General features: G+C 68.8%; 26 protein-coding genes. 13 read left to right on the forward strand and 13 right to left on the reverse strand.

Translation table 11 applies throughout. The features are described from left to right. The first annotated feature begins 2 nt into the window (after positions 1-2). From PO605_RS16260 to PO605_RS16280, 5 genes are all read left to right on the forward strand, one after another. The gene (locus PO605_RS16260; protein WP_012202038.1) at positions 3-824 is read left to right on the forward strand and encodes an aldolase/citrate lyase family protein; all 822 of its coding nucleotides are present in this window, start codon (positions 3-5) and stop codon (positions 822-824) included. An 86-nt stretch (positions 825-910) separates the two neighbouring features. Then, on the forward strand, positions 911-1,399 hold the full coding sequence (gene hpaR, locus PO605_RS16265) for a homoprotocatechuate degradation operon regulator HpaR (RefSeq protein WP_016447335.1): 489 nt from the start codon (positions 911-913) through the stop codon (positions 1,397-1,399). 44 nt (positions 1,400-1,443) lie between these two features. Beyond that, positions 1,444-2,079: a 3'-5' exonuclease gene (locus tag PO605_RS16270; protein ID WP_047470184.1), complete on the forward strand. Its 636-nt coding sequence runs from the start codon at positions 1,444-1,446 to the stop codon at positions 2,077-2,079. A 190-nt stretch (positions 2,080-2,269) separates the two neighbouring features. After that, on the forward strand, positions 2,270-2,773 hold the full coding sequence (locus tag PO605_RS16275) for a flavin reductase family protein (protein WP_016452255.1): 504 nt from the start codon (positions 2,270-2,272) through the stop codon (positions 2,771-2,773). A 209-nt stretch (positions 2,774-2,982) separates the two neighbouring features. Beyond that, positions 2,983-4,398 (forward strand): amino acid permease, encoded by a 1,416-nt coding sequence (locus PO605_RS16280; RefSeq protein WP_047470186.1) that lies wholly within the window; start codon positions 2,983-2,985, stop codon positions 4,396-4,398. Here the strand turns inward: PO605_RS16280 and PO605_RS16285 are convergent. Next, the gene (locus PO605_RS16285; protein WP_231574363.1) at positions 4,395-5,393 is read right to left on the reverse strand and encodes a DUF5666 domain-containing protein; all 999 of its coding nucleotides are present in this window, start codon (positions 5,391-5,393) and stop codon (positions 4,395-4,397) included. The genes PO605_RS16280 and PO605_RS16285 overlap by 4 nt on opposite strands. A gap of 348 nt (positions 5,394-5,741) precedes the next feature. Between PO605_RS16285 and PO605_RS16290 the strand changes: the two genes are divergently transcribed. The 3 genes from PO605_RS16290 to PO605_RS16300 are packed head-to-tail and all read left to right on the forward strand — an operon-like array spanning position 5,742 to position 8,465. Continuing rightward, entirely contained in the window at positions 5,742-6,452 is a 711-nt protein-coding gene (locus PO605_RS16290) for a PepSY domain-containing protein (protein WP_231574364.1), read from the forward strand. Next, entirely contained in the window at positions 6,452-7,132 is a 681-nt protein-coding gene (locus tag PO605_RS16295) for a response regulator transcription factor (RefSeq protein WP_013800000.1), read from the forward strand. The genes PO605_RS16290 and PO605_RS16295 overlap by 1 nt, the downstream gene beginning before the upstream one ends. Then, entirely contained in the window at positions 7,122-8,465 is a 1,344-nt protein-coding gene (locus PO605_RS16300; protein ID WP_047470191.1) for a sensor histidine kinase, read from the forward strand. Before PO605_RS16295 ends, PO605_RS16300 begins: the two co-directional genes overlap by 11 nt. A 19-nt stretch (positions 8,466-8,484) precedes the next feature. Here PO605_RS16300 and minE read toward each other — a convergent pair whose 3' ends face one another. The 7 genes from minE to PO605_RS16335 all read right to left on the reverse strand — a co-directional run bounded on the left by minE (position 8,485) and on the right by PO605_RS16335 (position 15,866). Then, positions 8,485-8,748: a cell division topological specificity factor MinE gene (gene minE, locus PO605_RS16305; protein WP_016447328.1), complete on the reverse strand. Its 264-nt coding sequence runs from the start codon at positions 8,746-8,748 to the stop codon at positions 8,485-8,487. Positions 8,749-8,754: 6 nt separating this feature from the next. Beyond that, positions 8,755-9,567 carry a septum site-determining protein MinD gene (gene minD / locus PO605_RS16310; protein WP_017405686.1) on the reverse strand — a complete coding sequence of 271 codons (813 nt, stop codon included), beginning with the start codon at positions 9,565-9,567 and terminating at the stop codon, positions 8,755-8,757. 49 nt (positions 9,568-9,616) lie between these two features. Further along, a complete protein-coding gene (gene minC / locus PO605_RS16315; RefSeq protein WP_088166449.1) occupies positions 9,617-10,363 on the reverse strand; it encodes a septum site-determining protein MinC in 747 nt (248 codons plus the stop codon). A 168-nt stretch (positions 10,364-10,531) separates the two neighbouring features. Further along, positions 10,532-11,320, reverse strand: coding sequence for a crotonase/enoyl-CoA hydratase family protein (locus PO605_RS16320; protein ID WP_272206639.1), 789 nt, complete (start codon positions 11,318-11,320; stop codon positions 10,532-10,534). Positions 11,321-11,344: 24 nt separating this feature from the next. Beyond that, entirely contained in the window at positions 11,345-12,361 is a 1,017-nt protein-coding gene (locus PO605_RS16325; protein ID WP_272206640.1) for an acyl-CoA dehydrogenase, read from the reverse strand. Positions 12,362-12,556: 195 nt separating this feature from the next. Next, entirely contained in the window at positions 12,557-13,714 is a 1,158-nt protein-coding gene (locus PO605_RS16330; protein WP_047472726.1) for an acyl-CoA dehydrogenase family protein, read from the reverse strand. 88 nt (positions 13,715-13,802) lie between these two features. Then, positions 13,803-15,866 carry an acetoacetate--CoA ligase gene (locus tag PO605_RS16335; protein ID WP_207442502.1) on the reverse strand — a complete coding sequence of 688 codons (2,064 nt, stop codon included), beginning with the start codon at positions 15,864-15,866 and terminating at the stop codon, positions 13,803-13,805. A gap of 195 nt (positions 15,867-16,061) precedes the next feature. Here PO605_RS16335 and PO605_RS16340 point away from each other — a divergent pair, with 195 nt between their 5' ends. From PO605_RS16340 to PO605_RS16360, 5 genes are all read left to right on the forward strand, one after another. Then, entirely contained in the window at positions 16,062-17,369 is a 1,308-nt protein-coding gene (locus PO605_RS16340) for a solute carrier family 23 protein (RefSeq protein ID WP_047474103.1), read from the forward strand. 207 nt (positions 17,370-17,576) lie between these two features. Beyond that, positions 17,577-19,091, forward strand: coding sequence for an acetyl-CoA hydrolase/transferase family protein (locus PO605_RS16345; protein WP_012202025.1), 1,515 nt, complete (start codon positions 17,577-17,579; stop codon positions 19,089-19,091). 138 nt (positions 19,092-19,229) lie between these two features. Then, positions 19,230-19,703 (forward strand): hotdog fold thioesterase, encoded by a 474-nt coding sequence (locus PO605_RS16350; RefSeq protein WP_017405693.1) that lies wholly within the window; start codon positions 19,230-19,232, stop codon positions 19,701-19,703. Positions 19,704-19,810: 107 nt separating this feature from the next. Beyond that, positions 19,811-20,425, forward strand: a complete 615-nt coding sequence (locus PO605_RS16355; protein ID WP_016447321.1) for a type IV toxin-antitoxin system AbiEi family antitoxin domain-containing protein — start codon at positions 19,811-19,813, stop codon at positions 20,423-20,425. A gap of 118 nt (positions 20,426-20,543) precedes the next feature. Beyond that, entirely contained in the window at positions 20,544-20,741 is a 198-nt protein-coding gene (locus PO605_RS16360; RefSeq protein WP_047474102.1) for a hypothetical protein, read from the forward strand. A gap of 34 nt (positions 20,742-20,775) precedes the next feature. Here the strand turns inward: PO605_RS16360 and PO605_RS16365 are convergent, their stop codons facing one another. Genes PO605_RS16365 through PO605_RS16385 form a run of 5 tightly spaced genes read right to left on the reverse strand, consistent with a single transcriptional unit; the run spans position 20,776 to position 25,400 of the window. Beyond that, positions 20,776-21,489, reverse strand: a complete 714-nt coding sequence (locus tag PO605_RS16365; protein WP_082001628.1) for a branched-chain amino acid ABC transporter ATP-binding protein — start codon at positions 21,487-21,489, stop codon at positions 20,776-20,778. Continuing rightward, positions 21,482-22,240, reverse strand: coding sequence for an ABC transporter ATP-binding protein (locus PO605_RS16370; RefSeq protein WP_272206641.1), 759 nt, complete (start codon positions 22,238-22,240; stop codon positions 21,482-21,484). The genes PO605_RS16365 and PO605_RS16370 overlap by 8 nt, the downstream gene beginning before the upstream one ends. Beyond that, on the reverse strand, positions 22,233-23,318 hold the full coding sequence (locus PO605_RS16375) for a branched-chain amino acid ABC transporter permease (protein WP_047473773.1): 1,086 nt from the start codon (positions 23,316-23,318) through the stop codon (positions 22,233-22,235). The genes PO605_RS16370 and PO605_RS16375 overlap by 8 nt, the downstream gene beginning before the upstream one ends. A gap of 3 nt (positions 23,319-23,321) precedes the next feature. Continuing rightward, the gene (locus PO605_RS16380) at positions 23,322-24,194 is read right to left on the reverse strand and encodes a branched-chain amino acid ABC transporter permease (protein ID WP_013799989.1); all 873 of its coding nucleotides are present in this window, start codon (positions 24,192-24,194) and stop codon (positions 23,322-23,324) included. A gap of 42 nt (positions 24,195-24,236) precedes the next feature. Next, positions 24,237-25,400 (reverse strand): ABC transporter substrate-binding protein, encoded by a 1,164-nt coding sequence (locus PO605_RS16385; RefSeq protein WP_016447315.1) that lies wholly within the window; start codon positions 25,398-25,400, stop codon positions 24,237-24,239. Positions 25,401-25,449: the final 49 nt, after the last annotated feature.

The raw sequence follows: 25,449 nt of genomic DNA on the forward strand, positions 1-25,449 counted from the left end.
CCATGCAGACACCTGTGAACCGCTTCAAGGCCGCCATTGCGGCCGACCAACCCCAGATCGGCCTGTGGCTGGGCCTGGCCGACGCCTATTCGGCGGAAATCTGCGCGGGCGCCGGCTTCGACTGGCTCCTGATCGACGGCGAGCATTCGCCCAACGACACGCGCACCCTGCTGGCGCAGCTGCAGGCCATCGCGGCCTATCCCGACAGCCATGCCATTGCCCGCGTGCCCATGGGACACGGCGAGGTCGGCGAGATGCTGATCAAGCAGTACCTGGACATCGGCGTGCAGACCCTGCTCGTGCCCATGGTGGACACGGCCGAGCAGGCCGCACGCATCGTGCGCGCCGCGCGCTATCCGCAGGCCGACGGCCAGGGCGGCATCCGCGGCATGGGCGGCGCACGCGCCTCGGCCTGGGGCCGGCGCGCCAACTACGCCCATGAAGCCAACGCCCAGGTCTGCGTGCTGGTGCAGGTGGAGACGCGCCAGGCGCTGGCCCACCTGGACGCCATTGCCGCCACCGAGGGCGTGGACGGCGTCTTCATCGGCCCGGCCGACCTGTCGGCCTCCATGGGCCACATCGGCAACCCCGGCCATCCCGAGGTGCAGGAGGCGATTGCCGACGCCATCGCGCGCATACGCCGCGCCGGCAAGGCGCCCGGCATCCTCACGCCCAACGAGGCCCTGGCGCGCAAGTACCTGGAGCTGGGCTGCACCTTCACGGCTGTGGGCCTGGACACCAGCGTGCTGGTGCAGGCCACCAGCGCCCTGGCTGCGCGCTTCAAGCAGGCAGCGGCCCCCGCGCCGAAAAGCCAGACCTATTGAGGCCCCGGCCTGACAAGGCGCGCGCAACGCCGCTCCGGGGAGGGAGCGGCGGCTGCATAGAATCCAGCCGACAGATGCTGCCGAACATGCCCCAGACCACGACCTCTTTTGCCCCCGAGCCGCTGCGCGCCTTCTCGCGCTCCCTGCCCATGGCGCTGCTGCGCGCACGCGAATCGGTCATGGTGCGTTTTCGGCCCATGCTGCGCGCCCATGGCCTGACCGAACAGCAGTGGCGCGTGCTGCGCGCCATGGCGGCGGTCACGCACAGGCTGCGGCCCATGGAGCTGTCGCAGGCCACCTACATCAGCATGCCCAGCCTCTCGCGCCTGCTCAAGACGCTGGAAGGCCGGCAGCTGGTGGAGCGCTCGCGCCACGCCAGCGACATGCGCGGCGCCGAGTTCGAGCTCACGGCGGCCGGCCACGCCATCGTGGCCGAGATCGCGCCACATTCCTCCGAGACCTATGCCGAGATCGAGCGCCTGGTGGGCCATGAAGAGATCGAGCAGCTCTACGCCCTGCTCGACCAGGTCGTGCAGCGCCTGGGCGCGGCCGACGGCAGCCAGGCCGAGGAATAGCCGCCCCGGCACGCCGGTCGGGCACTGCCGGGCACAATCGCCCCATGCCGCAGCCGATTGCCGTCATCGACTTTGAAACCACGGGCATGGCGCCCGCCCAGGGCGCGCGTGCCACCGAGGTCGCCATCGTGCTGATCGAGGGCGGCCAGGTCGTGGACCGCTTCCAGAGCCTGATGCGCACGGGTGCCTGGATACCGCCCTTCATCACGCGGCTGACCGGCATCACCAATGCCATGGTCGCAGCCGCGCCGCCCGCCGAGGACGTGATGCGCGATGCCGCCCGCTTTGTGGGCAGCGCGCCCATGGTGGCGCACAACGCGGCCTTCGACAGCAAGTTCTGGCAGTCCGAACTGGCCCTGGCCGGCGAGGCCGCGCCCCAGCCCTTTGCCTGCACCGTGCTGCTGTCGCGCCGCATCTATCCCGACGCGCCCAGCCACAGCCTGAGCCGGCTCACCGCCCACCTGGGCCTGCCCGTGGCCGAGCGTGCCCACCGGGCGCTGGCCGATGCCGAGATGGCCGCCGCCCTGCTGGCGCGCATGCAGCAGGACCTGTGCCGGCGCTATGCGCTGGCCTGGCCCGAGCATGCACTGCTGATGCGGCTGCAGCGCTGCGCGCGCGCCCGCATGGCAGGCTGGCTGCAGGAGAACGCCGCGCCCGCCCAGATGCGCATGGCGCTGTGAGCCGGCACAGCGCACGCAAGGCAAAGACCTCCCTGGCCAAATCCCCATCGGCCGCATCTGCCGGCATCCGCACCCATAATGCACGGTTGCTGCCCGGCTACGGGCGCCCGTCCCAAACGCGGCAGCCCTGCTGCCGCCTTGCTGCCGCCTGGTTCTTGCACCCGTGAATTCCGCCCTGCCTCCTGCCGCCATGGCCAACCTGGCCCCTCAGGCCCCGTTCTCGTCGCGCGAGTTCCGCGACGCGCTGGGCCAGTTCGCCACGGGCGTGACCATCGTCACCGCGCGCAGCCCGCAGGGCCATCCGGTGGGCGTCACCGTGAGCTCGTTCAACTCGGTCTCGCTCACACCGCCGCTGGTGCTGTGGAGCATGGCGCTGTCGGCGGCCTCGCTGCCGGTGTTCCAGCATTGCTCGCACTACGCCATCCACGTGCTGTCGGCCTCGCAAAAGCCCCTGGCCGAGCTGTTCGCGCGCAAGGGCGTGGACCGCTTCGCCAACACCGCCTGGCGCAGCTCGGCCCAGGGCGTGCCGCTGCTGACCGAAGCCACCACCGTCTTCGAGTGCCGCAACCGCCATCGCCATGAAGAGGGCGACCATGTGATCTTCATCGGCGAGGTCGAGCAGTGCAGCCACCAGGCCGGCCACACGCCGCTGCTGTACCACGCAGGCCGCATGCACACGGGCGGCCTGGGCTGAGCCCGGGCCCGCGGCAGCCCTCTCGTCGGCTCTCTCGGCAGCTCCCCCATTCCCGTGCCTTCCCGCCTCCGGGTAATCCCCGGTCCGGGAAATCGGTGTCTGCGCATATTGTATATACAGGCTTATACATCTGATCGCAGACCCATCCGCAGGCCGATGAAGCCCGTGGATGCGGCGGCCATTTCACCAATGACGGGGGGAGACAGCACATGAGTTCACCATCTGCAGGCAGCCTGCACCGAGGGCTGTCGGCCCGCCATATCCGCTTCATGGCACTGGGCTCGGCCATAGGCACGGGGCTGTTCTACGGCTCGGCCAAGGCCATACAGCAGGCGGGGCCCTCGGTGCTGATCGCCTACCTGCTGGCGGGCGCGGCGGTCTACATGGTGATGCGCGCGCTGGGCGAGATGGCCGTGCACAACCCCGTGCCCGGGTCCTTCGGCCAGTACGCCAGCGACTACCTGGGGCCGTTCGCCGGCTTCGTCACGGGCTGGACCTATACCTTCGAGATGGTCATCGTCTGCCTGGCCGACGTGACGGCCTTCGGCATCTACATGGGGTTCTGGTTTCCCGAGGTGCCGCGCTGGATCTGGGTGCTGTCCATCGTCTGCTTCATCGGCGCGCTCAACCTGTGCTCGGTCAAGGTGTTCGGCGAGATGGAGTTCTGGCTGTCCCTGCTCAAGGTGGCGGCCATCATCGCCATGATCGGCGGCGGCCTGGGCATCATGGTGTTCGGCTTCGGCATGGCGGCCGGCCAGGCGCCCACCGGCGTGCAGAACCTGTGGGTGCACGGCGGCTTCATGCCCCATGGCGTCTCGGGCCTGATCGCCTCGCTGGCGGTGGTGGTGTTCGCCTTCGGCGGCATCGAGATCATCGGCATCTCGGCCGGCGAGGCCAAGGACCCGGCGCGCGTGATCCCGCGCGCCATCAACGCCGTGCCGCTGCGCATCCTGCTGTTCTATGTGCTCACGCTGTTCGTGCTGATGAGCATCTTCCCCTGGCCGCAGATCGGCAGCCAGGGCAGCCCCTTCGTGCAGATCTTCAGCGGCCTGGGCATTTCCTCGGCCGCCACCATTCTCAACATCGTGGTGATCTCGGCGGCCGTGTCGGCCATCAACAGCGACATCTTCGGCGCCGGCCGCATGCTCTACGGCATGGCGCACCAGGGCCAGGCCCCCGCCGGCTTCGGCCGTGTCTCGCGCCATGGCGTGCCCTGGATGACGGTGGTGGTGATGGCCGTGGCGCTGCTGGCCGGCGTGGTGCTGAACTACCTGATTCCCGAGGACGTGTTCCTGCTGATCGCCTCCATCGCCACCTTCGCCACGGTCTGGGTCTGGCTGATGATCCTGCTGTCGCAGTTCGCGGCGCGCCGCCGCATGAGCCCGCAGCAGGTGGCCGCGCTGAAGTTCCCGGTCCCGCTGTGGCCCGCCGCGCCGCTGGCCGCCATCGCCTTCATGCTGCTGGTGCTGGGCGTGCTCGGCTACTTCCCCCACACCCGTGCAGCCCTGGTCGTGGGCGGCCTGTGGATCGTGCTGCTGGGCGCCGCCTACCTGCTGTGGGTGCGCCCCGCCGCCGCGCGTGCGCAGAGCGAGGCCATGCGGCCTGCGGCGAACGCGAACCCTTAGTCGAACTCGACCTCGGTGGCCACCACCATCGCGCCATCGTCCGAGAGCCGGCCCTTGACCTCGACCACGCGCCCCACGGCAATTTGGGCAGCGCTGCCATCCTCGAAGCGCGCATTGCGATAGTCCACGCGCACGCCGCGCAGCTCGAAGATGCCGGCCAGGCTGTCGACAGCGGTGATGCGGCCCTCGATCTCGAAGCCATCGTCACTGTCCAGCCGCAGCTTGCGCTCGACCTCGGAGGCGCGAAGCACCCCGTCCTGGAACATGCCTTCGACCTCGACCAGGTCGCCCACGGCAAGGCCTGCGGGCAGGCGTGTGGCGCTGCCCGCGTCCACGCTCAGGCCGTCCACGACGAAGCGGGTCGGCGAGTCCATGCGGGTGATATGGCCGGTGACGTCGGCCTCCACGCCTGCCTGTTCGGGCAGCGTGGGACGCTGCACCGACAGTGCGGTGGCCACCCACAGGCCGGCGGCATCTGGCTGGCGCGCCAGGCGCAGGCTGACCACGTCGCCGGCAGCCAGCGCGGCGGCAACCTGCACGCCGCTCCAGTTGACGACGGCCTCGCCGATGCGCAGGGTGCGGCGCGACATGTCAACGGCATCCACAGGCGCGCGCAGGCGCCAGGTCTCGTCGGCGTCATCCTCGATCTCGATGCGGCTGGCAAGAATGCGGCCCTGCGCATCGCGCAGGCCGTGGACTTCCAGCACACGGCCGACCTGCAGCGCCGCCGCGCGGCCGTCCTCGAACACCGTGGCCGCATCGACGATCACGGTCTGGCCCAGTACGGTCAGCCGGTCGCCCACGACCGCGCTCAACGGACCTTCCAGATCGCTGCGCACAAGAATCTGGCGGGCCATGGCGCGCGCCACACCATCGCTGCCGGTGGTCACGGGGTCGGCCGTGACATGGACCGCCATGCCCAGCTTGAGCGCATCGCTGGCCAGCAGGACGCCATCGCCATCGGTGATCCGGGCCTGGCGCTCGTCATACCGCACCCCATTGACCAGGATGGAGCCGAAGCCGTCAATGGTGCCCGACGCATAGCTGGCGCTGGGAGTGACCGGCGTGGGACGGGCTTGTCAGCCCCGCCGCCGCCACCGCCGCAGGCGGCCAGCAGCACGGACAGCGAGAGCGCGCCAGCGCCCAGGGCCCGGTGCAATGGCGGGGCGGAGCGGGAAAAGCGAAGAAAATGCATGGTGTTCGATGCCAGAAAGAAACAGATGAAAAGGCACCGCGGCGGGGCCATCGGTGCAACCGCCTGCAGTGTCGGCAAAGGCGCCTAAACCGCGCATGAATGGCGCGTTCATGCACTGTTTAAGAACGTGCACATAAGATGCGTGGCCGTGAAACTCCGCCTCGCACTTGCTGCCTTGCTGGCCTTGCCGCTGGCGCCCGCCTCTGCCACCACGCCAGCGGAGCATGAAAGCGTGCGCCGCGAGGTGCAGTCCAAGCGCCTGCGGCCCTTGGCGGAAATCCTCCAGGAAGTGCAGCAGCGCCACAAAGGGCGCGTCATCGACATCGAACTCGAGCGCGGCGCCGACGGCCGGCGCTGGTACGAAATCAAGCTCGCCAATGGCCAGCGCACGGAGATCTATATCGATGCAGTCACGGGACAGGACATCCCCCGGCCGGGCGCCACCACCGCCGTGCTGATACCCATGTCCGCCGTGGCGGCAGCCGTCACCCGCTTGCATCCCGGCACCGTGCTGCAGATCGAGCTGGAGGAAACGCGCAGCCCCAGGCCCTACTACGAGATCCAGCTGCTCACGCGCGAAGGCCGTGAGCAGCTGCTGCGCGCCGACGCCCAGACGGGCCGCATCCTGGCGGAGCCTGTCCTGAGCCGGGAGCAGGCCGCCACGCTGCAACCGCTGCCGCGCATTCTTGAGGAACTGGAGCGCAAGTACCAGGCCCGCGCCACAGAGGCCGAGCTCAAGATCGACGTCCGGCAGCGCGCCTACTACGAGGTCGAGTTGCAGCTGAGCGCCGGCCGCAGCATCGAAGTGCATGTGGATGCGTACAGCGGCCAGCCCATCGAAGAGGACGGACTGCGCTGATGCGGGTGCTCATCGTCGAAGACGACGCCGATCTTGCTGCAGGCCTGCAGGCCATCCTGCAGGAGGCCGGCATGCTGGCCGAGTGCTGCGCGGACGGCCGCCTCGCCCAGGAACTGGGCAGCGTCGAACACTATGACGCCGCCTTGCTGGACCTGGGGCTGCCAGGACAGGACGGCGTCTCGGTGCTGCGCCATTGGCGCGAGCAGGGCCGCTCCTTTCCCGTGCTGGTGCTCACGGCCCGCAACCGCTGGAGCGACAAGCTCACGGCCTTCCAGGCCGGCGCGGACGACTACCTGACCAAGCCCTTTCTGCACGAGGAGGTCGTCACGCGGCTGCGCGTGCTGCACCGGCGCGCAGCAGGCGGCAGCCGGCCCCTGGTGCAGATAGGCCCGCTGGCCTACGACACCATGGCAGACCGCTTCACGCTCGAAGGTCGGCCGCTTGCGCTGACCGCGCAGGAGCAACGCATCCTGAGCTTTCTGACCAACCGGCATGGACAGCTCGTCAGCCGCGCCGACATCAGCGAGCATGTCTACGCACGCGACCTGGACCCGGACTCCAACACCGTGGACGTGCTGGTCGGCCGCATCCGCCGCAAACTGTCCCCGCATGGCCTGATCCATACCGAGCGCGGACGGGGCTTTCGCCTGCAGCAGGCCAGCGGCGACCATGCGTCCTAGGCACTGGGGCCTGTCGGAGCGCCTGCTGGCACTGAGCCTGGTGGCCACGCTGGCCTGCGGCACGGCCGCCAGCTGGCTGCTGCGCGAGCAGTTGCACGACGCGGTGCTGCGCAGCTTCAAGGCCGGCCTGCAGGACCGTGCCGAGCGGCTGCAGGCCGAGCTGCAGTCCCCTGGGCCCCTGACCGGACAGGGCACGCGGCTCAATCGCGGCGAGTTCGGCCGCATTTTCTCGGGCTGGTACTGGACACTGGAGCAGGACGGGCGGCTGCAGCAGTCGCGCTCGGTCTGGGACGACAGCCTGGAGCTGGACGACGCCCGTCCCTGGCCCCGGCACAAGGACAGCGAGACGCTGCTGTCGCTGCGCGGGCCGCAGGGGCGCGAACTGCTGGGACTGCGCCGCAGCTTCGATGTCGCGGGCCGGCGCGTGCAGTTGCATGTCTTCGGCCCGCTGGACGGTACGCGCCAGGAATGGCGCCGCATCGACCGCATCCTGCTGGTCACCGAGCTGGGCCTGGTCGCCGCGCTGCTGCTGTGCACGGTGGCACTGGTGCGCCTGGGATTGCAGCCGCTGCGCAGCCTGCAGCAGGCGCTGCAGGACATGGAAGACGGTACACGCACGCAGCTGGGGCGGCACTTCGGCCCCGACCTGGACCCGATTGCCGAGGCCGTGGACCAGGTGCTGCAGCGCAATGCCCAGGTCGTGGAGCGCGCGCGCCACCAGGCGGCCGACCTGAGCCATGCGCTCAAGAAGCCGCTGGCCGTGCTCGGCATCCAGGCACGCGGCCATCAGGTCGATGGCCCGTGGCTGCGTGACCAGGTACAGGCCATGTCCCACACCATCGACCGCCATCTGGCGCGCTTTGCCAGCGGCGCCGGCAGCGCCGGCAGCGTGGCGCTGGATGAGGTGCTGGCCCGGCTGCTGGATGCCATGCGCCAGATCCACGCCCAGCGTCGCCTGTCCTGGTCCATCCAGACCTCCACGCCGCTGCCCGGCCATGGGCTGCGCTGGCGCGGCGCGGCCTCGGACCTGGAGGAGATGGCGGGAAACCTGCTGGACAACGCAGGCAAGTGGGCGCGCAGCCGCGTCACGCTGGCCGTGTGCCAGGATGGCACGACGACGCTGCTGCAGATCGATGACGACGGCCCAGGCCTGGCGCCGGAGCATCTCGCGCAGGCCATGGAGCGCGGTGTCCGCTTCGACGAACAGGCCCAGGGCCACGGCCTGGGCCTGGGCCTGGCCATCGTGCGCGACATCGCCGAGACCTATGGAGGATCGCTGGAGATGGGGCCGAGCCCGCTGGGCGGGTTGCGCTGCACGCTGCGCCTGGGCTGAGCACGGCGCCGGGCGGCGCTCAGCGCGCGGCGTCGGGCAGTTCGATCTTGACTTCGAGCACTTCCAGGTTTTCCTGGCGCTCCAGGTGCACCTTGATGTCGTTGACGTCGATGTCCACGTACTTGGAGATCACCGCCATCAGCTCCTTTTGCAGCGCAGGCAGGTAGTCGGGACCGCCGCCGTTGCCGCCCACGCGCTCACGCGCGAGGATGATCTGCAGGCGCTCCTTGGCCACCGAGGCCGTCTTCTTCTTTTCTCCGAGCAGGAAAGAGAGCATGGACATGGCCGCTTACCTCCCCCCGAACATGCGTTTGAAGAAGCCGGGCTTTTGCGCTTCGGTGAAGCGCATGGGCTTTTCCTCGCCCAGGAAGCGCGCCACCACGTCCTGGTAGGCCTCGGCCACGTCCGAGCCCTGCATGTGCACGGCGGGAATGCCCTGGTTGGAGGCCTGCAGCACGGTTTCGGACTCGGGCACGACGCCGATCAGCTCGATGCGCAGGATGTCCTGGATGTCCTCCAGCGACAGCATCTGGCCGTCCTGCACGCGGTTGGGGTTGTAGCGCGTGATCAGCAGGTGTTCCTTGACGGTCTCGCCCGCGATGGCGCGCGCGGTCTTGGAGCTGAGCATGCCCAGGATGCGGTCGGAGTCGCGCACGGAGGAGACTTCGGGGTTGGTCACGACCAGGGCCTCGTCGGCGAAGTGCATGGCGATCAGCGCGCCGCTTTCGATGCCGGCCGGCGAGTCGCAGACGATGTACTCGAAGTCCATGCCTGCCAGGTCGTCCAGGATCTTCTTGACGCCGTCCTGCGTGAGCGCATCCTTGTCACGCGTCTGGGAGGCGGCCAGCACGAAGAGGTTGTCGCACTGCTTGTCCTTGATCAGGGCCTGGTTGAGGTTGGCCTCGCCCTGGATGACGTTGATCAGGTCGTAGACCACGCGGCGCTCGCAGCCCATGATCAGGTCCAGGTTGCGCAGGCCCACGTCGAAATCGATGACGGCGGTCTTGTGCCCGCGCAATGCGAGGCCCGATGCGAAGCTGGCGCTGGTGGTGGTCTTGCCCACGCCACCCTTGCCGGAGGTCACGACGACTATTTTGGCCATGTTTGCACGGTTCCTTAAAGACTGGAGAGCAAAGAAGAAGGGTCCGGTGTCATACCGGCTCGATGAGGATTTTCTCGCCGTCGAGACGCACCTTGGCGGGCCTGGCGGCCACATCCGCGGGGAGATCGGTCTCGATTGTGCGATAGATGCCGGCAATCGACAGCAGCTGTGCTTCCATGCAGGTGCTGAAGATGCGCGCCTCGGTGTTGCCGCGCGCCCCGGCGATGGCCCTGCCGCGCAGCGGCGCGTAGACATGGACGTTGCCGTCGGCGATGACTTCGGCACCATAGCTGACCATGGCCAGCACCACGATGTCGGTGCCGCGCGCATAGACGCGCTGGCCCGAGCGCAGCGGCTTGTCCACGATGAGGGCGTCGGCCTGGGGAGCAGGCACCTCGCGCACCACCTCGACCTCGCGCACGACTTCCTGGATCTCGATCTCGGGCACCGTGGGCCGCACGGGTGCGGCCTCGGGCGCAGGCGCCAGGCCTGCGGCACGCGCCGCCTCCATCTGCGCCGGGCTGCCGCCGCGCACGGCCACGGGCACGGTGCGGTGAAAGCGCAGTGCCTCCACGAGCACGGCGAAGTCGATGGCCTCCTCGGCATCACGCACATGGGCCAGGTCGATCAGCACGGGGTCGTTGTCGAAGAAATCCGGGTCGTCGGCCAGGCGCTGGGCCAGGTCGGCCACGAGCGCACGTACGTCGGTATCCCGCAGGGTAACGGCCACCACGGGCAGCTGCGCGCTCTTGAGGTCGAAGCTGGGGCGGGCAGTACTCGTCGTTTCAACGGCCATGGGACTGGGAGTGCGGTGGATGGGAGAGTTGCCTCTCGACGCGCAAAGTGTACTGTGTGTGCAGTACATGGGCGCCCACTCCCGCTGGGAGGCGGGCCCCGGGGAGTGTCCATTTGTGTTGTGTCACACACGGCCCATGCCCCCGTGGCGGGGGCCGGGCGGGCCCGGTCACTGAAACCGGGGCTTACGCTTCTCCACGAAGGCCATCACGGCCTCGCGGTGGTCGGCGGTCTTGTGGGCCAGGGCCTGGTAGCCGGCCGACAGCTCCAGCAGCGACTCCAGCGTGCTGTGCTCGCCCTCGCGCAAGAGGCGCTTGGTCATGCGCATCACGGCGCCGGGGTTGGCGGCGATCTTGTCGGCCAGCGCGCGTGCCGTGGGCAGCAGCTGGTCGGCCGGCACGACGCGGCTGACCAGGCCGCAGGCCAGGGCCTGCTGCGCGTCGATGGCCTCGCCCGTGAACGCCATCTCGGCCGCCTTGGCGCGGCCCACGGCGCGCGGCAGCAGCCAGGCGCCGCCGTCGCCCGGCACGATGCCCACGCGCACGAAGCTCTCGGCAAAGGTGGCCGTCTCGCTGGCGATGCGGATGTCGCACATGCAGGTCAGGTCCAGCCCCGCGCCGATGGCCGGGCCGTTGACGGCGCAGATCACGGGCACGTCCAGCTGGGTCAGGGCGCGCGGAATGCGCTGTATGCCCTGGCGGTACTCCTCGCGGATGGCGTCGGGCGTGAGCGCGTCGTCGAAGAAGCGCTGCATGTCCTTGACGTTGCCGCCCGAACTGAAGATGGGGCCGGCGCCCGTGAGGATGACGGCCTTGACCGAGGCATCGCGCCGGATCTCGTCGCAGACCTGCGCGAATTCCTCCACGGCCGTGTTGCCCGTGAGCGCATTGCGCGTCTCGGGCTGGTTCATGGTGAGGGTCCAGATGGCGCCGTCGCGGGCGATGTTCAGAAAGGACATGGAGAAGACTCCTTGAGCAAGGGTTTATGAGGTGATGTCGGTGGTCGAACGGATCAGGTCCAGCGTGCTGCCCGCGTGGCCATGGACCAGCGCGGTGCCTGCCACACCGTGCCAGTACGACTCGGAGCCCGCCGTCTGGCGCCAGGCATGCAGGCGGCGCGTGAGCAGTTGCAGGTCGTATTCCTCGGTGAAGCCCATGGCGCCGTGGATGGCGTGGGCCGCCTCGGCCACGGCCAGCGCGGCCTGGCTGCAGCGCGCCTTGGCCACGGCCACGCGCAGCCGCTCGGGGAAGATGCCCTGCCCCGCGCAGCCCAGCCGGGCGGCCATGCGCGCGGCGAAGACATGCTCGCTCATCACCGCCAGCTGGTGCTGAATGGCCTGGAACTTGCCGATGGGACGCCCGAACTGCTGGCGGTCATTCGCATACTGCAGCGTGCGCTGGAACACCTCCATGAGCGCGCCCGCCAGCTGCGCCGCCACCAGGCCGGCCTGCAGCGTGCGCAGGTCCAGCCCACCCGGCAGGGCGATATCGGGAGCAGGTGCCGCGCGGACCTGATCGGCGCTCCAGCGCAGGTTCACGTCCAGGCAGAAGGCCGCCGGCTCGGACTGCGCCTGCGCCACGGGCAGCAGGCTCCAGCCCTGCGCATGCTGCACCAGCACGCTGTCCGCCACCGCGCCCAGGCGCGCGGGTTCGCAGTGCAGGCTGCCATCCGGCTGGAGCAGGCCTTGCGCCAACGCGATGGCGCCTGGTGGACGCTCCGCCCCCGCGCCAGCCAGCAGCGCGCGCGCCAGCATGGTCTCGCCCAGCGGCACGGGCAGCGCATGGGCGCCGGCCAGCGACCACACATCGAACAGCTGCGCCAGCGCCAGCCCCGCGCCGCCCGCGTGCTCAGGCACCAGGGCATCGGCAAAGCCGGCCTGCTCCAGCGATTGCCACAGCGCCCGGGGCGAGCCCCCGGCCTCGATGGCGCGCACCTGCGCGGGCGTGCACTCGCCCTGCAGCAGCTGGCGTGCGGCATCGGCAAACAAATCGTCTTCCATGTCTCTCTCCATTCATGACACATGACGCCAGGCCTTGGGCGTTCCGTTTGAAACTGGCGCACCTTTAACACCAGGGACACCGAGGAAGGGCCTACGCCGGCCGCGCCGCCCCGCACCGAGGGTGTCGCCCCCCGCGAAGCGAGAGGGGGCGCCGTGCAACGGGAAGACGCGCAGCGGCTCAGGGGGCGCTTCGTGTCAACGAAGCCCCAAACCTCGCGCGATCATTCCGCGCAGGATGTCGCGCGTGCCGCCGCGCAGTGAATACGAAGGCGCAACCTCCGTCACGTAGTTGAGGGTGCGCAGCAGCTCCAGCGGAACCTCGGACGCCTCGCGTGCGAACAGGTCGTCGGCGATGGCGGCGGGAATGGACTGCTCCAGCGTCGTGCCCAGCTCCTTGACCAGGGCCGCTTCGACGATGGGGCTTTCGCCGCGCACCAGCTTGTCCTGCACGGCCACCGACATGGCGCGCAGCGGGGCCAGCTCGGTGAACACGCGGCCGGCCAGGCGCAGCGCGCCTTCGCTGCGCTCGCCCGTTGCACGCAGCCAGGCCAGCCATTCGTCGAACAGCACGATGCTGGAGAACAGCCGCTCGGGCCCGCTGCGTTCGAAGGCCAGCTCGGCCGTGACCTGCTCCCAGCCCTGGCCTTCCTGGCCGATCAGGGCGTCGGGCTGCAGCTGCACGTTGTCGAAGAAGACTTCGCAGAAATGGCTGTCGCCCGAGAGGTCGGTGATGGGCCGCACGGTCACGCCCGGCAGCGACAGGTCCACGATGACCTGGGACAGCCCCTTGTGCCGGTCACCCGCCTCGCCCGAGGTGCGCACCAGGGCGATCATGTAGTGGCAGTGGTGGGCGTTGGTGGTCCAGATCTTCTGGCCGTTGAGCACGAAGCCCTTGTCATTCGGCACGGCTCGCGTCTTCACGCTGGCCAGGTCCGAGCCCGCGCCTGGCTCGCTCATGCCGATGCAAAAGAAGGCCTCGCCCCGGCAGATGCGCGGCAGGTAGAACCGCTTTTGCGCCTCGGTGCCGTACTTGAGGATCAGCGGGCCGCTCTGGCGGTCGGCAATCCAGTGCGAGCCCACGGGCGCGCCGCAGGCCAGGTATTCCTCCACCAGCACGTAGCGCGTGAAGGCGCTGCGCCCGCCGCCGCCGTACTCGCGCGGCAGGGTGACGCCTATCCAGCCCTTTTCGCCCAGCTGCCGGCTCAGTTCGGCGCTGTAGCCGCCCCAGGAGCGCGCACGCACATGGGGCGGCAGGCCGCTTATGGCCTGGGCGAGGAAGGCGCGCACCTCGGCGCGCAGGGCTTCGTCCTCGGCGGGGATGCGGGTCAGGGCAAGGGAATCAAGCACACTCATTGCAGGGCTCCATGGTTGGACCCCACTCTAGGCAGCCGGTCTGGCGCAGTCCAATATTAAAAACCGAGCCACTGATACCGTTTGAATATCAGGCAGCCTGTGCCTTGGCATGCTGCGCCGCAAAGCCCACATACCAGTCCAGGCAGCCCGGGTTGGCCATGGCCTCCTTGTTGACCACCTTGTCCAGCGGCTGGCCCAGCATCAGCTTCTTGATGGGCAGCTCCTGCTTCTTGCCGCTGAGCGTGCGCGGGATCTCGGCCACCTGCACGATCTCGTCGGGCACGAAGCGCGGCGACAGGGCCTGGCGGATGGCGCCCTGCAGGCGCGCGCGTAGGGCGTCGTCCAGATCCACGCCCGGGCGCAGCACCACGAACAGCGGCATGTAGCTTTCGCGGCCCAGGTATTCGAGGTCCACGACCATGGAGTCCAGCACTTCGGGCAGGGCCTCGACGGCGCTGTAGATCTCGCTGGTGCCCATGCGCAGGCCGTGGCGGTTGATGGTGGCGTCGCTGCGGCCGTAGATGATGCAGCCGCCCTCCGGGAGGATGCGTATCCAGTCGCCGTGGCGCCAGACCGGGCCCATGGCGGCGGGGCCGTCACCGCCGCCGGGCGCGCGGCCGTGGCCGGCCGGGTACATGTCGAAGTAGCTGGACAGGTAGCGCTTGCCGTCCGCATCGCCCCACAGGTACAGCGGCATGGAGGGGATGGGCTGGGTGCAGACCAGCTCGCCCACCTCGTCGATGACGGGCTGGCCCTGCTCGTTCCAGGCCTCCACGGCCGCGCCCAGCTGCCGGCACTGCATGATGCCCGGCTGCTGGGGCAGCTCGCGGTGGCCGCCGATGAAGGCGCCCGCGAAGTCGGTGCCCCCCGAGATGTTGTTCCACCAGATGTCAGGCCGTCCCATGCTGGCGAACTGCGCCGTGCCCCAGCTTTGCACCTCGGGCGACAGCGGCGAGCCCGTGGTGCCCAGGCTGCGGATGCGCGACAGGTCGCCGCACTGGGCCAGGTCCACGCCGGCCTTCATGCAGTTGGCGTAGAAGGCCGCGCCCGAGCCGAAGCTGGTCACGCCGGTCTCGGCCGCGAAGCGCCACAGCACGCCCCAGTCGGGCCTGTCCTTGCTGCCGCCGGGGCTGCCGTCGAAGATCACGCAGGTGGTGCCGCCCAGCAGGCCCGAGACCTGGGCATTCCACATCACCCAGCCCGTGGAGCTGTACCAGTGGTAGCGCTCGCCCCAGCTGTTGGGGTGGTAGCTGCAGCCTACGTCGTTGTGCAGGGCCTTGAGCTGCAGGGCCACCAGCACCATGCCGCCATGGCCGTGGACGATGGGCTTGGGCAGGCCGGTGGTGCCGCTGGAGTAGACGATCCACAGCGGGTGGTCGAAGGGCAGCCATTCGGGCTCGAAGGCCGCCGTGGCCGCGTCGTCGCGGGCCGTGACCTGGCCGTAGTCGGCGGCATCGGCCAGCCTGGCCTGCAGGTCCAGGTTGGGCACAAGGACCACATGCTCCACGCTGGGCAGGCCTGCGCGCAGCTCCGCCAGCACGGCCATGCGGTCGATATCGCGCCCGGCGTAGTGCACGCCATCGACGGCGATCAGCGCCTTGGGCGCGATCTGGCGAAAGCGGTCCAGCACCGCGTTGGTGCCCATGTCGGGCGCGCAGATGCTCCAGACGGCGCCCAGGCTGGCCGTGGCCAGCAGGGCGACCATGGCCTCGGGGATGTTGGGCAGGTAGGCAGCCACGCGGTCGCCGCGGCCCACGCCCTGGGCCTTCAGGTGCAGGGCCAGGGCGGCGACCTGGCGGCGCAGGTCGGGCCAGGACAGTTCCCGGTGGCGGCCCGTCTCGTTGCGGCTGACCACGGCGGGCATGCCGGCCGCATGGGCGGCATCCACATGGCGCAGCGCCTGGCGCGTGTAGTTGATCTGGGCACCCGGAAACCACTGGGCGCCGGGCATGGTGTTGCGCTCCAGCACGGCCGTGTGCGGCGTGGGCGACTGCAGCGCGTTGTAGTCCCAGATGCTTTGCCAGAAGGCGTCCAGGTCGGTCACCGACCAGCGCCACAGCGCGTCGTAGCTGTCGAACTGCAGGCCGTGGCGCTCGCGCAGCCAGTCCTGGTACAGGCGGATCTGGGGGATGAAGGCAGGGGTATGGCTCATGACCGGCCACGGTACGCGCGCGCTGCCCGCGAGCCCAGACGGGAAAGCCACTAGCTTGGCACCTGGGCGACAAAGTCTGCGGGCCGGATCGCGTATCTGCGCACAAACACTGGGAAAAAATTTCCGCTCGCCCCCTCCTGCCAGAAAACAAATGCCTCTAATATCGCGCCAATTTTTTACAAGGAGCGATGCCACATGGGCCTTTTCCAATGGACGGAGAAATCCGCCGACCAGCTGCAACGGGGAGGCGTGATCGGCCCCGATGAGCGCCTGCCCTGGCCCCAGACCGGGCTGATGGGCATACAGCACGTGATCGCCATGTTCGGCTCCACCGTGCTGGCGCCCATCCTCATGGGGTTCGACCCCAACGTGGCCGTGCTCATGAGCGGCATCGGCACGCTGATCTTCTTCCTGATCACGGGCGGCAAGGTGCCCAGCTACCTGGGTTCGTCCTTTGCCTTCATCGGCGTGGTGATCGCAGCCACGGCCTATGGCGGCAAGGGCGCCAACGGCAACATCGGCGTGGCGCTGGGCGGCATCATTGCCTGCGGTGCGGTCTATGCGCTGATCGGCCTGGTGGTGCAGATGGTGGGCACGCGCTGGATCGAGCGCTTCATGCCACCCGTGGTCACGGGCGCCGTGGTGGCCGTGATCGGGCTGAACCTGGCGGCCATACCCGTCAAGAACATGGCGGCCAACAACTTCGAGTCGTGGATGCAGGCCCTGACCTTCGTCTGCGTGGGCCTGGTGGCCGTGTTCACGCGCGGCATGGTGCAGCGCCTGCTGATCCTGGTGGGCCTGATCGCCGCCAGCCTGCTGTACGGCCTGTTCACCAACGTGCTGGGCATGGGCAAGCCCGTGGACCTGTCGGGCGTGATCAACGCCACCTGGTTCGGCCTGCCCCAGTTCCACGCGCCCGTGTTCAGCGGCCCGGCCATGGTGCTCATCGTGCCCGTGGTCATCATCCTGGTGGCCGAGAACCTGGGCCATATCAAGGCCGTGACCGCCATGACCGGCAAGAACCTGGACCAGTACATGGGCCGGGCCTTCATCGGCGACGGCGTGGCCACCATGGTCAGCGGCGCGGCCGGCGGTACCGGCGTGACCACCTATGCCGAGAACATCGGCGTGATGGCCGCCACGCGCATCTACTCGACGGCCGTGTTCTTCGTGGCCGCCGTCCTGGCCGTGCTGCTGGGCTTCTCGCCCAAGTTCGGCGCGCTGATCCAGGCGATCCCGCTGCCCGTGATGGGCGGCGTGTCCATCGTGGTCTTCGGCCTGATCGCCGTGGCCGGCGCCAAGATCTGGGTGGACAACCGCGTGGACTTCTCGCAGAACAAGAACCTGATCGTGGCGGCCATCACCCTGATCCTGGGCACGGGCGACTTCACGCTCAAGTTCGGCGACTTCGCGCTGGGCGGCATCGGGACCGCGACTTTCGGCGCCATCATCCTGTACGCGCTGCTGGATCATGCACGCAATGATCAGCCGCTGATTCATTGAATGTGAGCACACGCAAACATTCTTTGAGCCTTTGACTGCGCGGCAGGGCCTTTACGGGGAAACCCGAGGGCCGCTGCCAGCGCTGCTACCATCGGTTTCCGGAGATATACCGCCCTTGCGTTCTTGCATGGGGCGGTTTTTTTTAGGCTTGCAAGCCAGCGCTGCGGCACCCTGCCGGCTGGCGCGAGCCGTCAGCCGGAGCCATAGATGTCCCTCGCAGACCGCGTACGTTTCCCAGAATTCCTTTCGCGCACCATGACGGCCGAGCAGGCCGCCGCCCTGATCCCCCACGGCGTCAACGTCGGCATGAGCGGGTTCACGGGCGCGGGCTACCCCAAGGCCCTGCCCCAGGCCATCGCCCAGCACGCCAAGAGCGAACACGCGGCCGGCCGGCCCTACAAGATCAATGTCTGGACCGGCGCCTCCACGGCCGCCGAGATGGACGGCGCCCTGGCCGAGGCCGGCGCACTGGGCCAGCGCCTGCCCTTCAACACCGACCCGACCTGCCGCGCCAGGATCAATGCCGGCGAGATCGACTTCATCGACATGCACCTGTCCCACGTGGCCCAGCATGCGTGGTTCGGCTTCCTGGGCCCCATGAGCGTGGCCGTGGTCGAGGTGCTGGGCGTGACCGAGGACGGACGCCTCATCCCCTCCACCGCCGTGGGCAACAACAAGACCTGGCTGGAGATTGCCGACAAGGTGATCCTGGAGGTCAACACCAAGCCGCCGGCCAAGATGGAAGGCATGCACGACATCTACTACGGCACGGCCATCCCGCCGCGCCGCGTGCCCATTGCCCTGACCCATGCCGATGACCGCATCGGCGAGCCCTACCTGCGCGTGGACCCGGCCAAGGTGGTCGCCGTGGTCGAAACCCACAAGGGCGACCGCGACAACGTCTTCGCCCAGCCCGACGCCAACTCCAACCTGATCGCCGCGTCCATCATCGACTTCCTCGCGCACGAGATGAAGATGGGCCGCCTGCCCAAGGAGATGCTGCCCATCCAGTCGGGCGTGGGCAACGTGGCCAACGCCGTGCTGGCCGGCCTGCTGACGGGGCCGTTCGAGAACCTGCTGGGCTTCACCGAGGTGCTGCAGGACGGCATGCTGGACCTGCTGCGCGCGGGCAAGATGAGCCGCGCCTCGGCCACCTCGATCTCGCTGTCCGGCAGCGCCTACAGGGACTTCGAGGAGAACATCGACTTCTACCGCGAGCGCATCATCCTGCGCCCCCAGGAGATCAGCAACCACCCCGAGCTGGTGCGCCGGCTGGGCGTGATCGCCATGAACTCCATGATCGAGGCCGACATCTACGGCAACATCAACTCCACCCACGTCATGGGCACGGGGATGATGAACGGCATCGGCGGCTCGGGCGACTTCGCGCGCAACGGCTACCTGTCCTTCTTCGTCACGCCCTCGGTGGCCAAGGGCGGCAAGATCAGCTGCATCGTGCCCATGTGCTCGCACGTGGACCATACCGAGCACGACACGCAGATCATCGTCACCGAGCAGGGCCTGGCCGACCTGCGCGGCCTGTCGCCGCGCAAGCGCGCCCAGGTCATCATCGACCGCTGCGCCCATCCCGACTTCCGTCCCCAGCTGCAGGACTACTTCGACCGCGCCCAGCGCCAGGGCGCGCTGCACACGCCGCACATCCTGGGCGAAGCGCTGAGCTGGCACCAGCGCTTTGTCGAAACGGGCGACATGCGCGCCTGAACCGCGCAAGCGCGCCAGCGCGCCAGCGCGCAGTCTCCTGGGCTACAGGCGGCCATCGGCATGGCTGCCCGGACTGGCGTAGCATGCAAGGACGGCCCACGGGGCCGTCTTTTTCGTTGCACCCACAGGACTTCTCCCATGCCGATCTGGAAGCGCAGCTTCACCCTTGAAGACATCACCTCGCTGAGCGCCGACACGGCCGTCTCGCACCTGGGCATCGAGTTCACCGAGATCGGTGACGACTTCCTGCGCGGCCGCGTGCACGTGGACCAGCGCACCTGCCAGCCCTACGGCATCCTGCACGGCGGCGTGAACGTGGTGCTGGCCGAAACCCTGGGCTCGGTGGCCGCGGCCTGCTCCATCCCCGATGGCTGGCGCAGCGTGGGCCTGAACGTCTCGGCCAACCATGTGCGCGCCGCGCGCCAGGGCTGGGTCACGGGCACGGCCCGCCCCGTGCACCTGGGCCAGACCACCCATGTCTGGGCCATCGAACTGCACGACGAAACCGGCCGCCTGACCTGCACCTGCAGCCTGACCATGGCGCTGCTGCCGCCCACGCATGCGCAGAACGTCAAGCTCGCGGCGCAGCCGCCGGTGGCGGCCCAGCCCTGACAGCTTGATGGACCGAGAACCCTCGCGCTCTCGGTCACGTTGCTGTTGTCCGTTGTATTTCTTCTTCAGTTATTGATAATTGCCTAATCAATACAACAGACTCCGGCATGCCCGCTCCTGGCTCCGCGCTCGAACAAGCCGTTCTGGCACTGGCCGAACAACGGCCGCTGCTGCGCGCACGCGACCTTGCCGCGCTTGGCCTGCCGACCATGGCGCTGAGCCGGCTGGTCGCGGCAGGCCGCCTTGAACGCGTTGCACGCGGCCTGTACAGCCTGCCGGGCCGGCCGCTCAGCGAGCACCGCTCGCTGGCGGAAGTGGCCCTGCGCGTACCGCAAGGGGTGGTCTGCCTGCTGTCCGCGCTGCGGGTCCACGGCATAGGAACGCAGGCGCCCTTCGAGGTGTGGATGGCCATTCCCCATCACTCGCCCACGCCCCGCATAGACCAGCCTGCATTGCGCGCCATCCGCATGTCCGGTGCGGCACTGTCCGAAGGCGTGGAAACCCTGCAGATCGATGGCGTCGGTGTCGCCGTCTTCAACGCATCGAAGACCGTGGCCGATTGCTTCAAGTACCGCAACAAGATCGGCCTGGATGTGGCGCTGGAAGCACTGCGCGACGGATGGGCACAACGCAAGCTGACGGCCGACGCGCTCTGGCACTACGCCGCCATCGACCGCGTCAGCAATGTGATGCGCCCCTACCTTGAAAGCATCGCCGCATGAGCCGCGATATCGCAGCCTCGATCCGTGCACGTTTGAAGCAATGCGCGGACGCCCGCAGGCAGGACTTCAACCTCACGCTCACCCACTATGGCCTGGAACGCCTGCTTGCCTGCTGGGCATGGCAGCGACCTTCGAGCGCCGCCAACTCGCGCTGCCCGCAGGCCTGCCTGCCGGATTGAGCGATGGCTTCAGCAGCGATGCGGCCAAGCAGGCGCAGTGGGCCGCCTTCCTGAAGAAGAACCGGCTTGCAGCGCTGGAGCTGGCCCCTGTCGTGGCAAGGCTGCGAGAGGAATTCCAGCAATGCGGCATCTTCTGATACCGCCTGGAAGTCCTCCACATCCCCCGCCATCTCAAACCCCCAGCAACTCCGACAGGCGCTCCGGCTGCGCCAGCAGCTCCCGCGAGTCGGCCTGCAGCGCCAGCCGGCCCTTGGCCATGACCACGGCGCGGTCGGTGTGGGCCAGGACCTTTTTGTAGTCGCGGTCCACGATCAGGGTGGAGATGCCGGTGCTGCGGATGGCGGCGATCACGCGCCAGATTTCGGCGACGACCAGGGGGGCCAGGCCTTCGGTGGCTTCGTCGAGGATGAGCAGGCGCGGGTGCGTCATCAGCGCGCGGCCTATGGACAGCATCTGCTGCTCGCCGCCAGAGAGCTGGTCGCCGCCGTTGGCCAGGCGCTCCGCGAGCCGGGGGAAGGTGTCGAGCACGCGCTCCAGCGTCCAGTGGCGCTCGCCCTGCAGGCCGGGGCGGGCGCTCATGACCAGGTTCTCGCGCACGCTGAGGTTGGGGAAGATGCCTCGCCCCTCTGGCACATAGCCAATGCCCAGCCGCGCCATGCGCTCGGGCGGCGCGCCCGTGCAGTCGCGGCCATCGGCGCGCAGGCGGCCACGGCGCGCGGGCACATAGCCCGTGAGCGTGCGGATCAGCGTGGTCTTGCCCATGCCGTTGCGCCCCAGCAGGCCCACGGCCTGGCCCGCGCCCAGCGCCAGGCTCACGCCCTGCAGGATGTGGCTGTCGCCGTAGTAGGTATGCAGCTCGTCGATGGCGAACATGGGCTCAGTCATCGTCTTCTCCGAGATAGGCAGTACGGACCACGGGATCGACACGGATCTGCGCGGGCGTGCCCGTGGCCACCACGCTGCCGTTGACCATCACGGTGATGCGGTCGGCGATGCGGAACACGGCGTCCATGTCGTGCTCGACCAGCAGCACCGCATGGCCGCCCTTGAGCTCCTGCAGCAGGGCCAGCATGCGCTCGGTCTCCTCGGCGCCCATGCCGGCCAGCGGCTCGTCCAGCAGCAGCACGCGCGGGCCGGTGGCCAGGCACATGGCCACTTCCAGCTGGCGCTTGGCGCCATGGCTCAGTGTGCCGGCCACGGCCAGCGCCAGCCCGGCCAGGCCCGCACGCTCCAGGGCCGCATGGGCCTGGCGCAGGCTGGCCGCGCAGCGCTGTGCGGACAGACCCAGCTGCCAGGGCCTGAGCGCCATCTGCGCCTGGGCCGCGAGCCGGCAGTTCTCCAGCGCCGAGAACTCGGGAAAGATGGTGGTGCGCTGGTAGCTGCGGCCCACGCCGGCACGCGCGCGCCGGGGCTGGGGCATGCGCGTGACGTCCTGCCCCGCGAGCGCGATGCGCCCCGCGCTGGCCGCCAGCTCGCCCGAGAGCATGTTGACCAGGGTGGACTTGCCCGCGCCGTTGGTGCCGATCACGGCGTGGACCTCACCCTCGTGCAGGTCCAGGTCCACGCCGCCCACGGCCGTGAGCCCGCCGAAGCGGCGCGTGAGGCCGCGCACCGAAAGCAGTGCCGCATCAGCCATGTCCGGCCTCCTTGTGGTGGACCTCGTTGTGCACTCCAGCGCGTTGCCGTGCAAGGCCCGCCAGCCCGATCAGCCCCATCAGTCCTTTCGGCAGCAGGGCCACGAGCACGATGATGGCCAGGCCCAGGCTCAGCTGCCAGTGGTCGGCCATGGGGCCGACGATGGCATGCGTGGACAGCACCTCCTTGAGCGCGACGAAGGCCACCGTGCCCAGCACGGCGCCGCGCAGCGAGCCCAGGCCGCCGAGGATGACCATCAGCAGCACCTCACCCGAGTGGTGCCAGGACAGCAGCTCGGGGTTGACCACGGCATCGCGCACCGCCAGCAGAAAGCCTGCCACGCCGGCCAGCATGCCGGCCAGCACGAAGGCCGCGAGTTTGTACCCGTAGGTGGTGAAGCCGGCCGCACGCATGCGCTGCTCGTTGACGCGTATGCCCGCCAGCGCCGCGCCGAAGCGCGACTGGCGCAGCCCCGCCAGGAAGGCATAGACCAGCACCAGGGCGGCCAGCACCACGTAGTACTGCACGCGCGGGATTTCCATGTCGATGGCGCCCAGCGCGGGCCGGGCCATCAGGTAGATGCCATCGCTGCCGCCGCCTATGCCCGTGTCGTGGACCACGAAGTAGGCCATCTGTGCGAAGGCCAGCGTCACCATGATGAAGTAGATGCCGCGCGTGCGCAGGCTCAGCAGGCCCACCAGCAGCGCATAGCCGCCCGAGGCCAGCAGCGCCCAGCCCAGCATGGCCGGCAGGCTGCCGCCCTCGTTGCCTGCGGACAGCACGGCGGCATAGGCGCCCAGGCCCATGAAGGCCGCATGCCCCAGGCTCACCAGGCCCGTGCCGCCCACCAGCAGCTGCAGGCTGAGCGCGAAGATGGCCAGGATCATGGTCTTGACCACCAGGCCCGACAGATAGTCCGACCACCAGGGGCCGGCCAGCGCCAGCAGCGCCACGCAGGCCAGCGGCACGGCGCAGGCCTGCCATCGGCAGGCGCGCTGCGGCATCTCTACGGGCTGCATAGGCTGCAGGGGCTGCACGGCAGCTGCCAGCAGGGCCGGAGAAGGATTGGATACGGCCATTGTTCAGCTCCTTTGCCCCATCAGGCCCTGGGGCCGCCACACCAGCACCACCGCCATCAGCAGGTAGACGCTCATGCCGCTGAGCTCCTGGAAGAACAGCTTGCCGAAGGTATCGACAAAGCCCACCAGCAGCGAGGCCAGCAGCGCGCCCGTGATCGAGCCGATGCCGCCGATCACCACCACCACGAAGCAGATGATGAGCACGTTGCCGCCCATGCCCGGATAGACCGAACTCATGGGCGCGGCGATCATGCCCGCCAGTGCCGCCAGCGCCACGCCGATGGCGAAGACGATGCGGTACAGGCGCTTCACGTCGATGCCCAGGCCGCGCACCATGTCGCGGTTGCTGGCGCCCGCGCGCACCATCATTCCCAGGCGCGTGCGGTTGACCACCCAGTACAGCGCCAGCGCCACCAGCAGGCACACGCCCGAGGCGAACAGCCGGTACCACGGATAGCTCATGAGCCCGCCCAGCGAGAAGCTGCCCGACAGCCAGCCGGGCAGCGGCACGCCATGCACGTCGTTGCCCGCCAGCAGCGAGCGCAGCTCCTCGAACACCAGGATCAGCCCGAAGGTCATCAGCACCTGCTGCAGGTGCTCGCGCTCGTAGAGGTAGCTGAAGAAGGCCCACTCCAGCGCATAGCCCAGCACCACGGTCAGCGCCACGCCGGCCAGCAGCATGGTGATGAAGTGCTGGCCCAGCAGCGGGGACAGCGCAAAGGCCATGTAGGCGCCGATCATGTAGAAGCTGCCATGGGCCAGGTTGATCACGCCCATGATCCCGAAGATCAGCGTCAGGCCCGAGGCCAGCAGGAACAGCAGCAGCCCGTACTGGACGGCGTTCAGGCACTGCACGAGAAAGGTGGCAAGGTCCATGGCGATGTCCGTATGCGTCCGTATATGAGTGCGCCCCGCGCCTCACATGCGGCAGCCGCGGCCGGTATCGCCCAGGGCCTTGATGGCCACGCCCATGCGCTGGTTCTCCTTGCCCACGACCTTGCGCAGGTACATGTCCTGCACGGGGTTGTGCGACTTGCTGATGGTGAAGTCACCGCGCGGGCTGGGGATGGTGGCCTTCTCGATGGCCTGGCGGAACTCGGCCTTTTTCGCGATGTCGCCGCCCGCCGCCTTCAGGCCCACGCCCAGCATCTGGGCGGCGTCGTAGCCCTGCACGGCATACACATCGGGCATCAGCTTGTAGGCCTGGGCATAGGCGGAGCGAAAGCGCCGGTCGCGCTCCGTGCCCAGCTCGTCGGCGTAGTGCAGCGTGGTCAGCACCCCCTGGGCGGCCTCGCCCTGGGCCTCCAGCGTGCCGTCGGTCAGAAAGCCCGAGCCGTACAGCGGGATGGTTTTGTGCAGGCCGGCCGCGTGGTAGTCCTTGACGAACTTGACGGCGCCCGCGCCCGCGAAGAAGGCAAACACCGCATCGGGCCTGGCCGCCGCGATCTCGGTCAGCAGGGCCTGGAACTCCACGTTGGGAAAGGGCACGGTGAGCTGCTTGCTGACCTTGCCGCCCTCCTTCTCGAAGCCCTCCTTGAAGGCATTGGTCATCTCCTCGCCGGCCGCGTATTTCCAGGTGATGGTCATGGCGGTTTTCCTGCCTTCCTGCCTGGCCGCCACCACGCCCATGGGATAGGAGGACTGCCAGTTGGAGAAGGACGAACGGAAGATGTTGGGCGCGCACATGGCGCCCGTGACCGCATCGGCGCCCGCATTGGGCACGATGAGCACGGTGCCGCTTTCCTTGGCCGCGCGCGCCATGGCCATGGCCACGCCCGAATGCACGGTGCCCACCAGCACATCGACCTTGTCGCGCTTGATCAGGCGGTTGACGTTGTCCGTGGCCTTGGCCGGATCGGACTCGTCATCGACCTTGAAGAACTCGATCTCGCGCCCGCCCAGCCTGCCGCCCTGCTCGTTCACGAACATGCGAAAGCCGTTCTCTATGGCCGAGCCCAGCGCCGCGTAGGTGCCGCTGTAGGGCAGCATGAAGCCGACCTTGATCCTGTCCTGCGCATATGCGCCGCAGGACAGGGAGGCCGTCAGGGCGAGGGCGGCCCAGTGTTTGCGATCGATGTTCATGCGTGTCTCCTTGTGGTCGATGGGTCTTGCTTTTGTCAGGGGAATCGGA

It is taken from the genome of Delftia sp. DT-2, from assembly GCF_028401915.1.
Taxonomy (GTDB): domain Bacteria; phylum Pseudomonadota; class Gammaproteobacteria; order Burkholderiales; family Burkholderiaceae_C; genus Comamonas; species Comamonas tsuruhatensis.

What these genes read in the sequence shown, in the direction of transcription:
- PO605_RS16260 (WP_012202038.1), top strand. Translation starts at nt 3, where the DNA reads ATGCAGACACCTGTGAACCGCTTCAAGGCCGCCATTGCGGCCGACCAA.
- hpaR (WP_016447335.1), top strand. Translation starts at nt 911, where the DNA reads ATGCCCCAGACCACGACCTCTTTTGCCCCCGAGCCGCTGCGCGCCTTC.
- PO605_RS16270 (WP_047470184.1), top strand. Translation starts at nt 1,444, where the DNA reads ATGCCGCAGCCGATTGCCGTCATCGACTTTGAAACCACGGGCATGGCG.
- PO605_RS16275 (WP_016452255.1), top strand. Translation starts at nt 2,270, where the DNA reads ATGGCCAACCTGGCCCCTCAGGCCCCGTTCTCGTCGCGCGAGTTCCGC.
- PO605_RS16280 (WP_047470186.1), top strand. Translation starts at nt 2,983, where the DNA reads ATGAGTTCACCATCTGCAGGCAGCCTGCACCGAGGGCTGTCGGCCCGC.
- PO605_RS16295 (WP_013800000.1), top strand. Translation starts at nt 6,452, where the DNA reads ATGCGGGTGCTCATCGTCGAAGACGACGCCGATCTTGCTGCAGGCCTG.
- PO605_RS16300 (WP_047470191.1), top strand. Translation starts at nt 7,122, where the DNA reads ATGCGTCCTAGGCACTGGGGCCTGTCGGAGCGCCTGCTGGCACTGAGC.
- minE (WP_016447328.1), bottom strand. Translation starts at nt 8,748, where the DNA reads ATGTCCATGCTCTCTTTCCTGCTCGGAGAAAAGAAGAAGACGGCCTCG.
- minD (WP_017405686.1), bottom strand. Translation starts at nt 9,567, where the DNA reads ATGGCCAAAATAGTCGTCGTGACCTCCGGCAAGGGTGGCGTGGGCAAG.
- minC (WP_088166449.1), bottom strand. Translation starts at nt 10,363, where the DNA reads ATGGCCGTTGAAACGACGAGTACTGCCCGCCCCAGCTTCGACCTCAAG.
- PO605_RS16320 (WP_272206639.1), bottom strand. Translation starts at nt 11,320, where the DNA reads ATGTCCTTTCTGAACATCGCCCGCGACGGCGCCATCTGGACCCTCACC.
- PO605_RS16325 (WP_272206640.1), bottom strand. Translation starts at nt 12,361, where the DNA reads ATGGAAGACGATTTGTTTGCCGATGCCGCACGCCAGCTGCTGCAGGGC.
- PO605_RS16330 (WP_047472726.1), bottom strand. Translation starts at nt 13,714, where the DNA reads ATGAGTGTGCTTGATTCCCTTGCCCTGACCCGCATCCCCGCCGAGGAC.
- PO605_RS16335 (WP_207442502.1), bottom strand. Translation starts at nt 15,866, where the DNA reads ATGAGCCATACCCCTGCCTTCATCCCCCAGATCCGCCTGTACCAGGAC.
- PO605_RS16340 (WP_047474103.1), top strand. Translation starts at nt 16,062, where the DNA reads ATGGGCCTTTTCCAATGGACGGAGAAATCCGCCGACCAGCTGCAACGG.
- PO605_RS16345 (WP_012202025.1), top strand. Translation starts at nt 17,577, where the DNA reads ATGTCCCTCGCAGACCGCGTACGTTTCCCAGAATTCCTTTCGCGCACC.
- PO605_RS16350 (WP_017405693.1), top strand. Translation starts at nt 19,230, where the DNA reads ATGCCGATCTGGAAGCGCAGCTTCACCCTTGAAGACATCACCTCGCTG.
- PO605_RS16355 (WP_016447321.1), top strand. Translation starts at nt 19,811, where the DNA reads ATGCCCGCTCCTGGCTCCGCGCTCGAACAAGCCGTTCTGGCACTGGCC.
- PO605_RS16360 (WP_047474102.1), top strand. Translation starts at nt 20,544, where the DNA reads ATGGCAGCGACCTTCGAGCGCCGCCAACTCGCGCTGCCCGCAGGCCTG.
- PO605_RS16365 (WP_082001628.1), bottom strand. Translation starts at nt 21,489, where the DNA reads ATGACTGAGCCCATGTTCGCCATCGACGAGCTGCATACCTACTACGGC.
- PO605_RS16370 (WP_272206641.1), bottom strand. Translation starts at nt 22,240, where the DNA reads ATGGCTGATGCGGCACTGCTTTCGGTGCGCGGCCTCACGCGCCGCTTC.
- PO605_RS16375 (WP_047473773.1), bottom strand. Translation starts at nt 23,318, where the DNA reads ATGGCCGTATCCAATCCTTCTCCGGCCCTGCTGGCAGCTGCCGTGCAG.
- PO605_RS16380 (WP_013799989.1), bottom strand. Translation starts at nt 24,194, where the DNA reads ATGGACCTTGCCACCTTTCTCGTGCAGTGCCTGAACGCCGTCCAGTAC.
- PO605_RS16385 (WP_016447315.1), bottom strand. Translation starts at nt 25,400, where the DNA reads ATGAACATCGATCGCAAACACTGGGCCGCCCTCGCCCTGACGGCCTCC.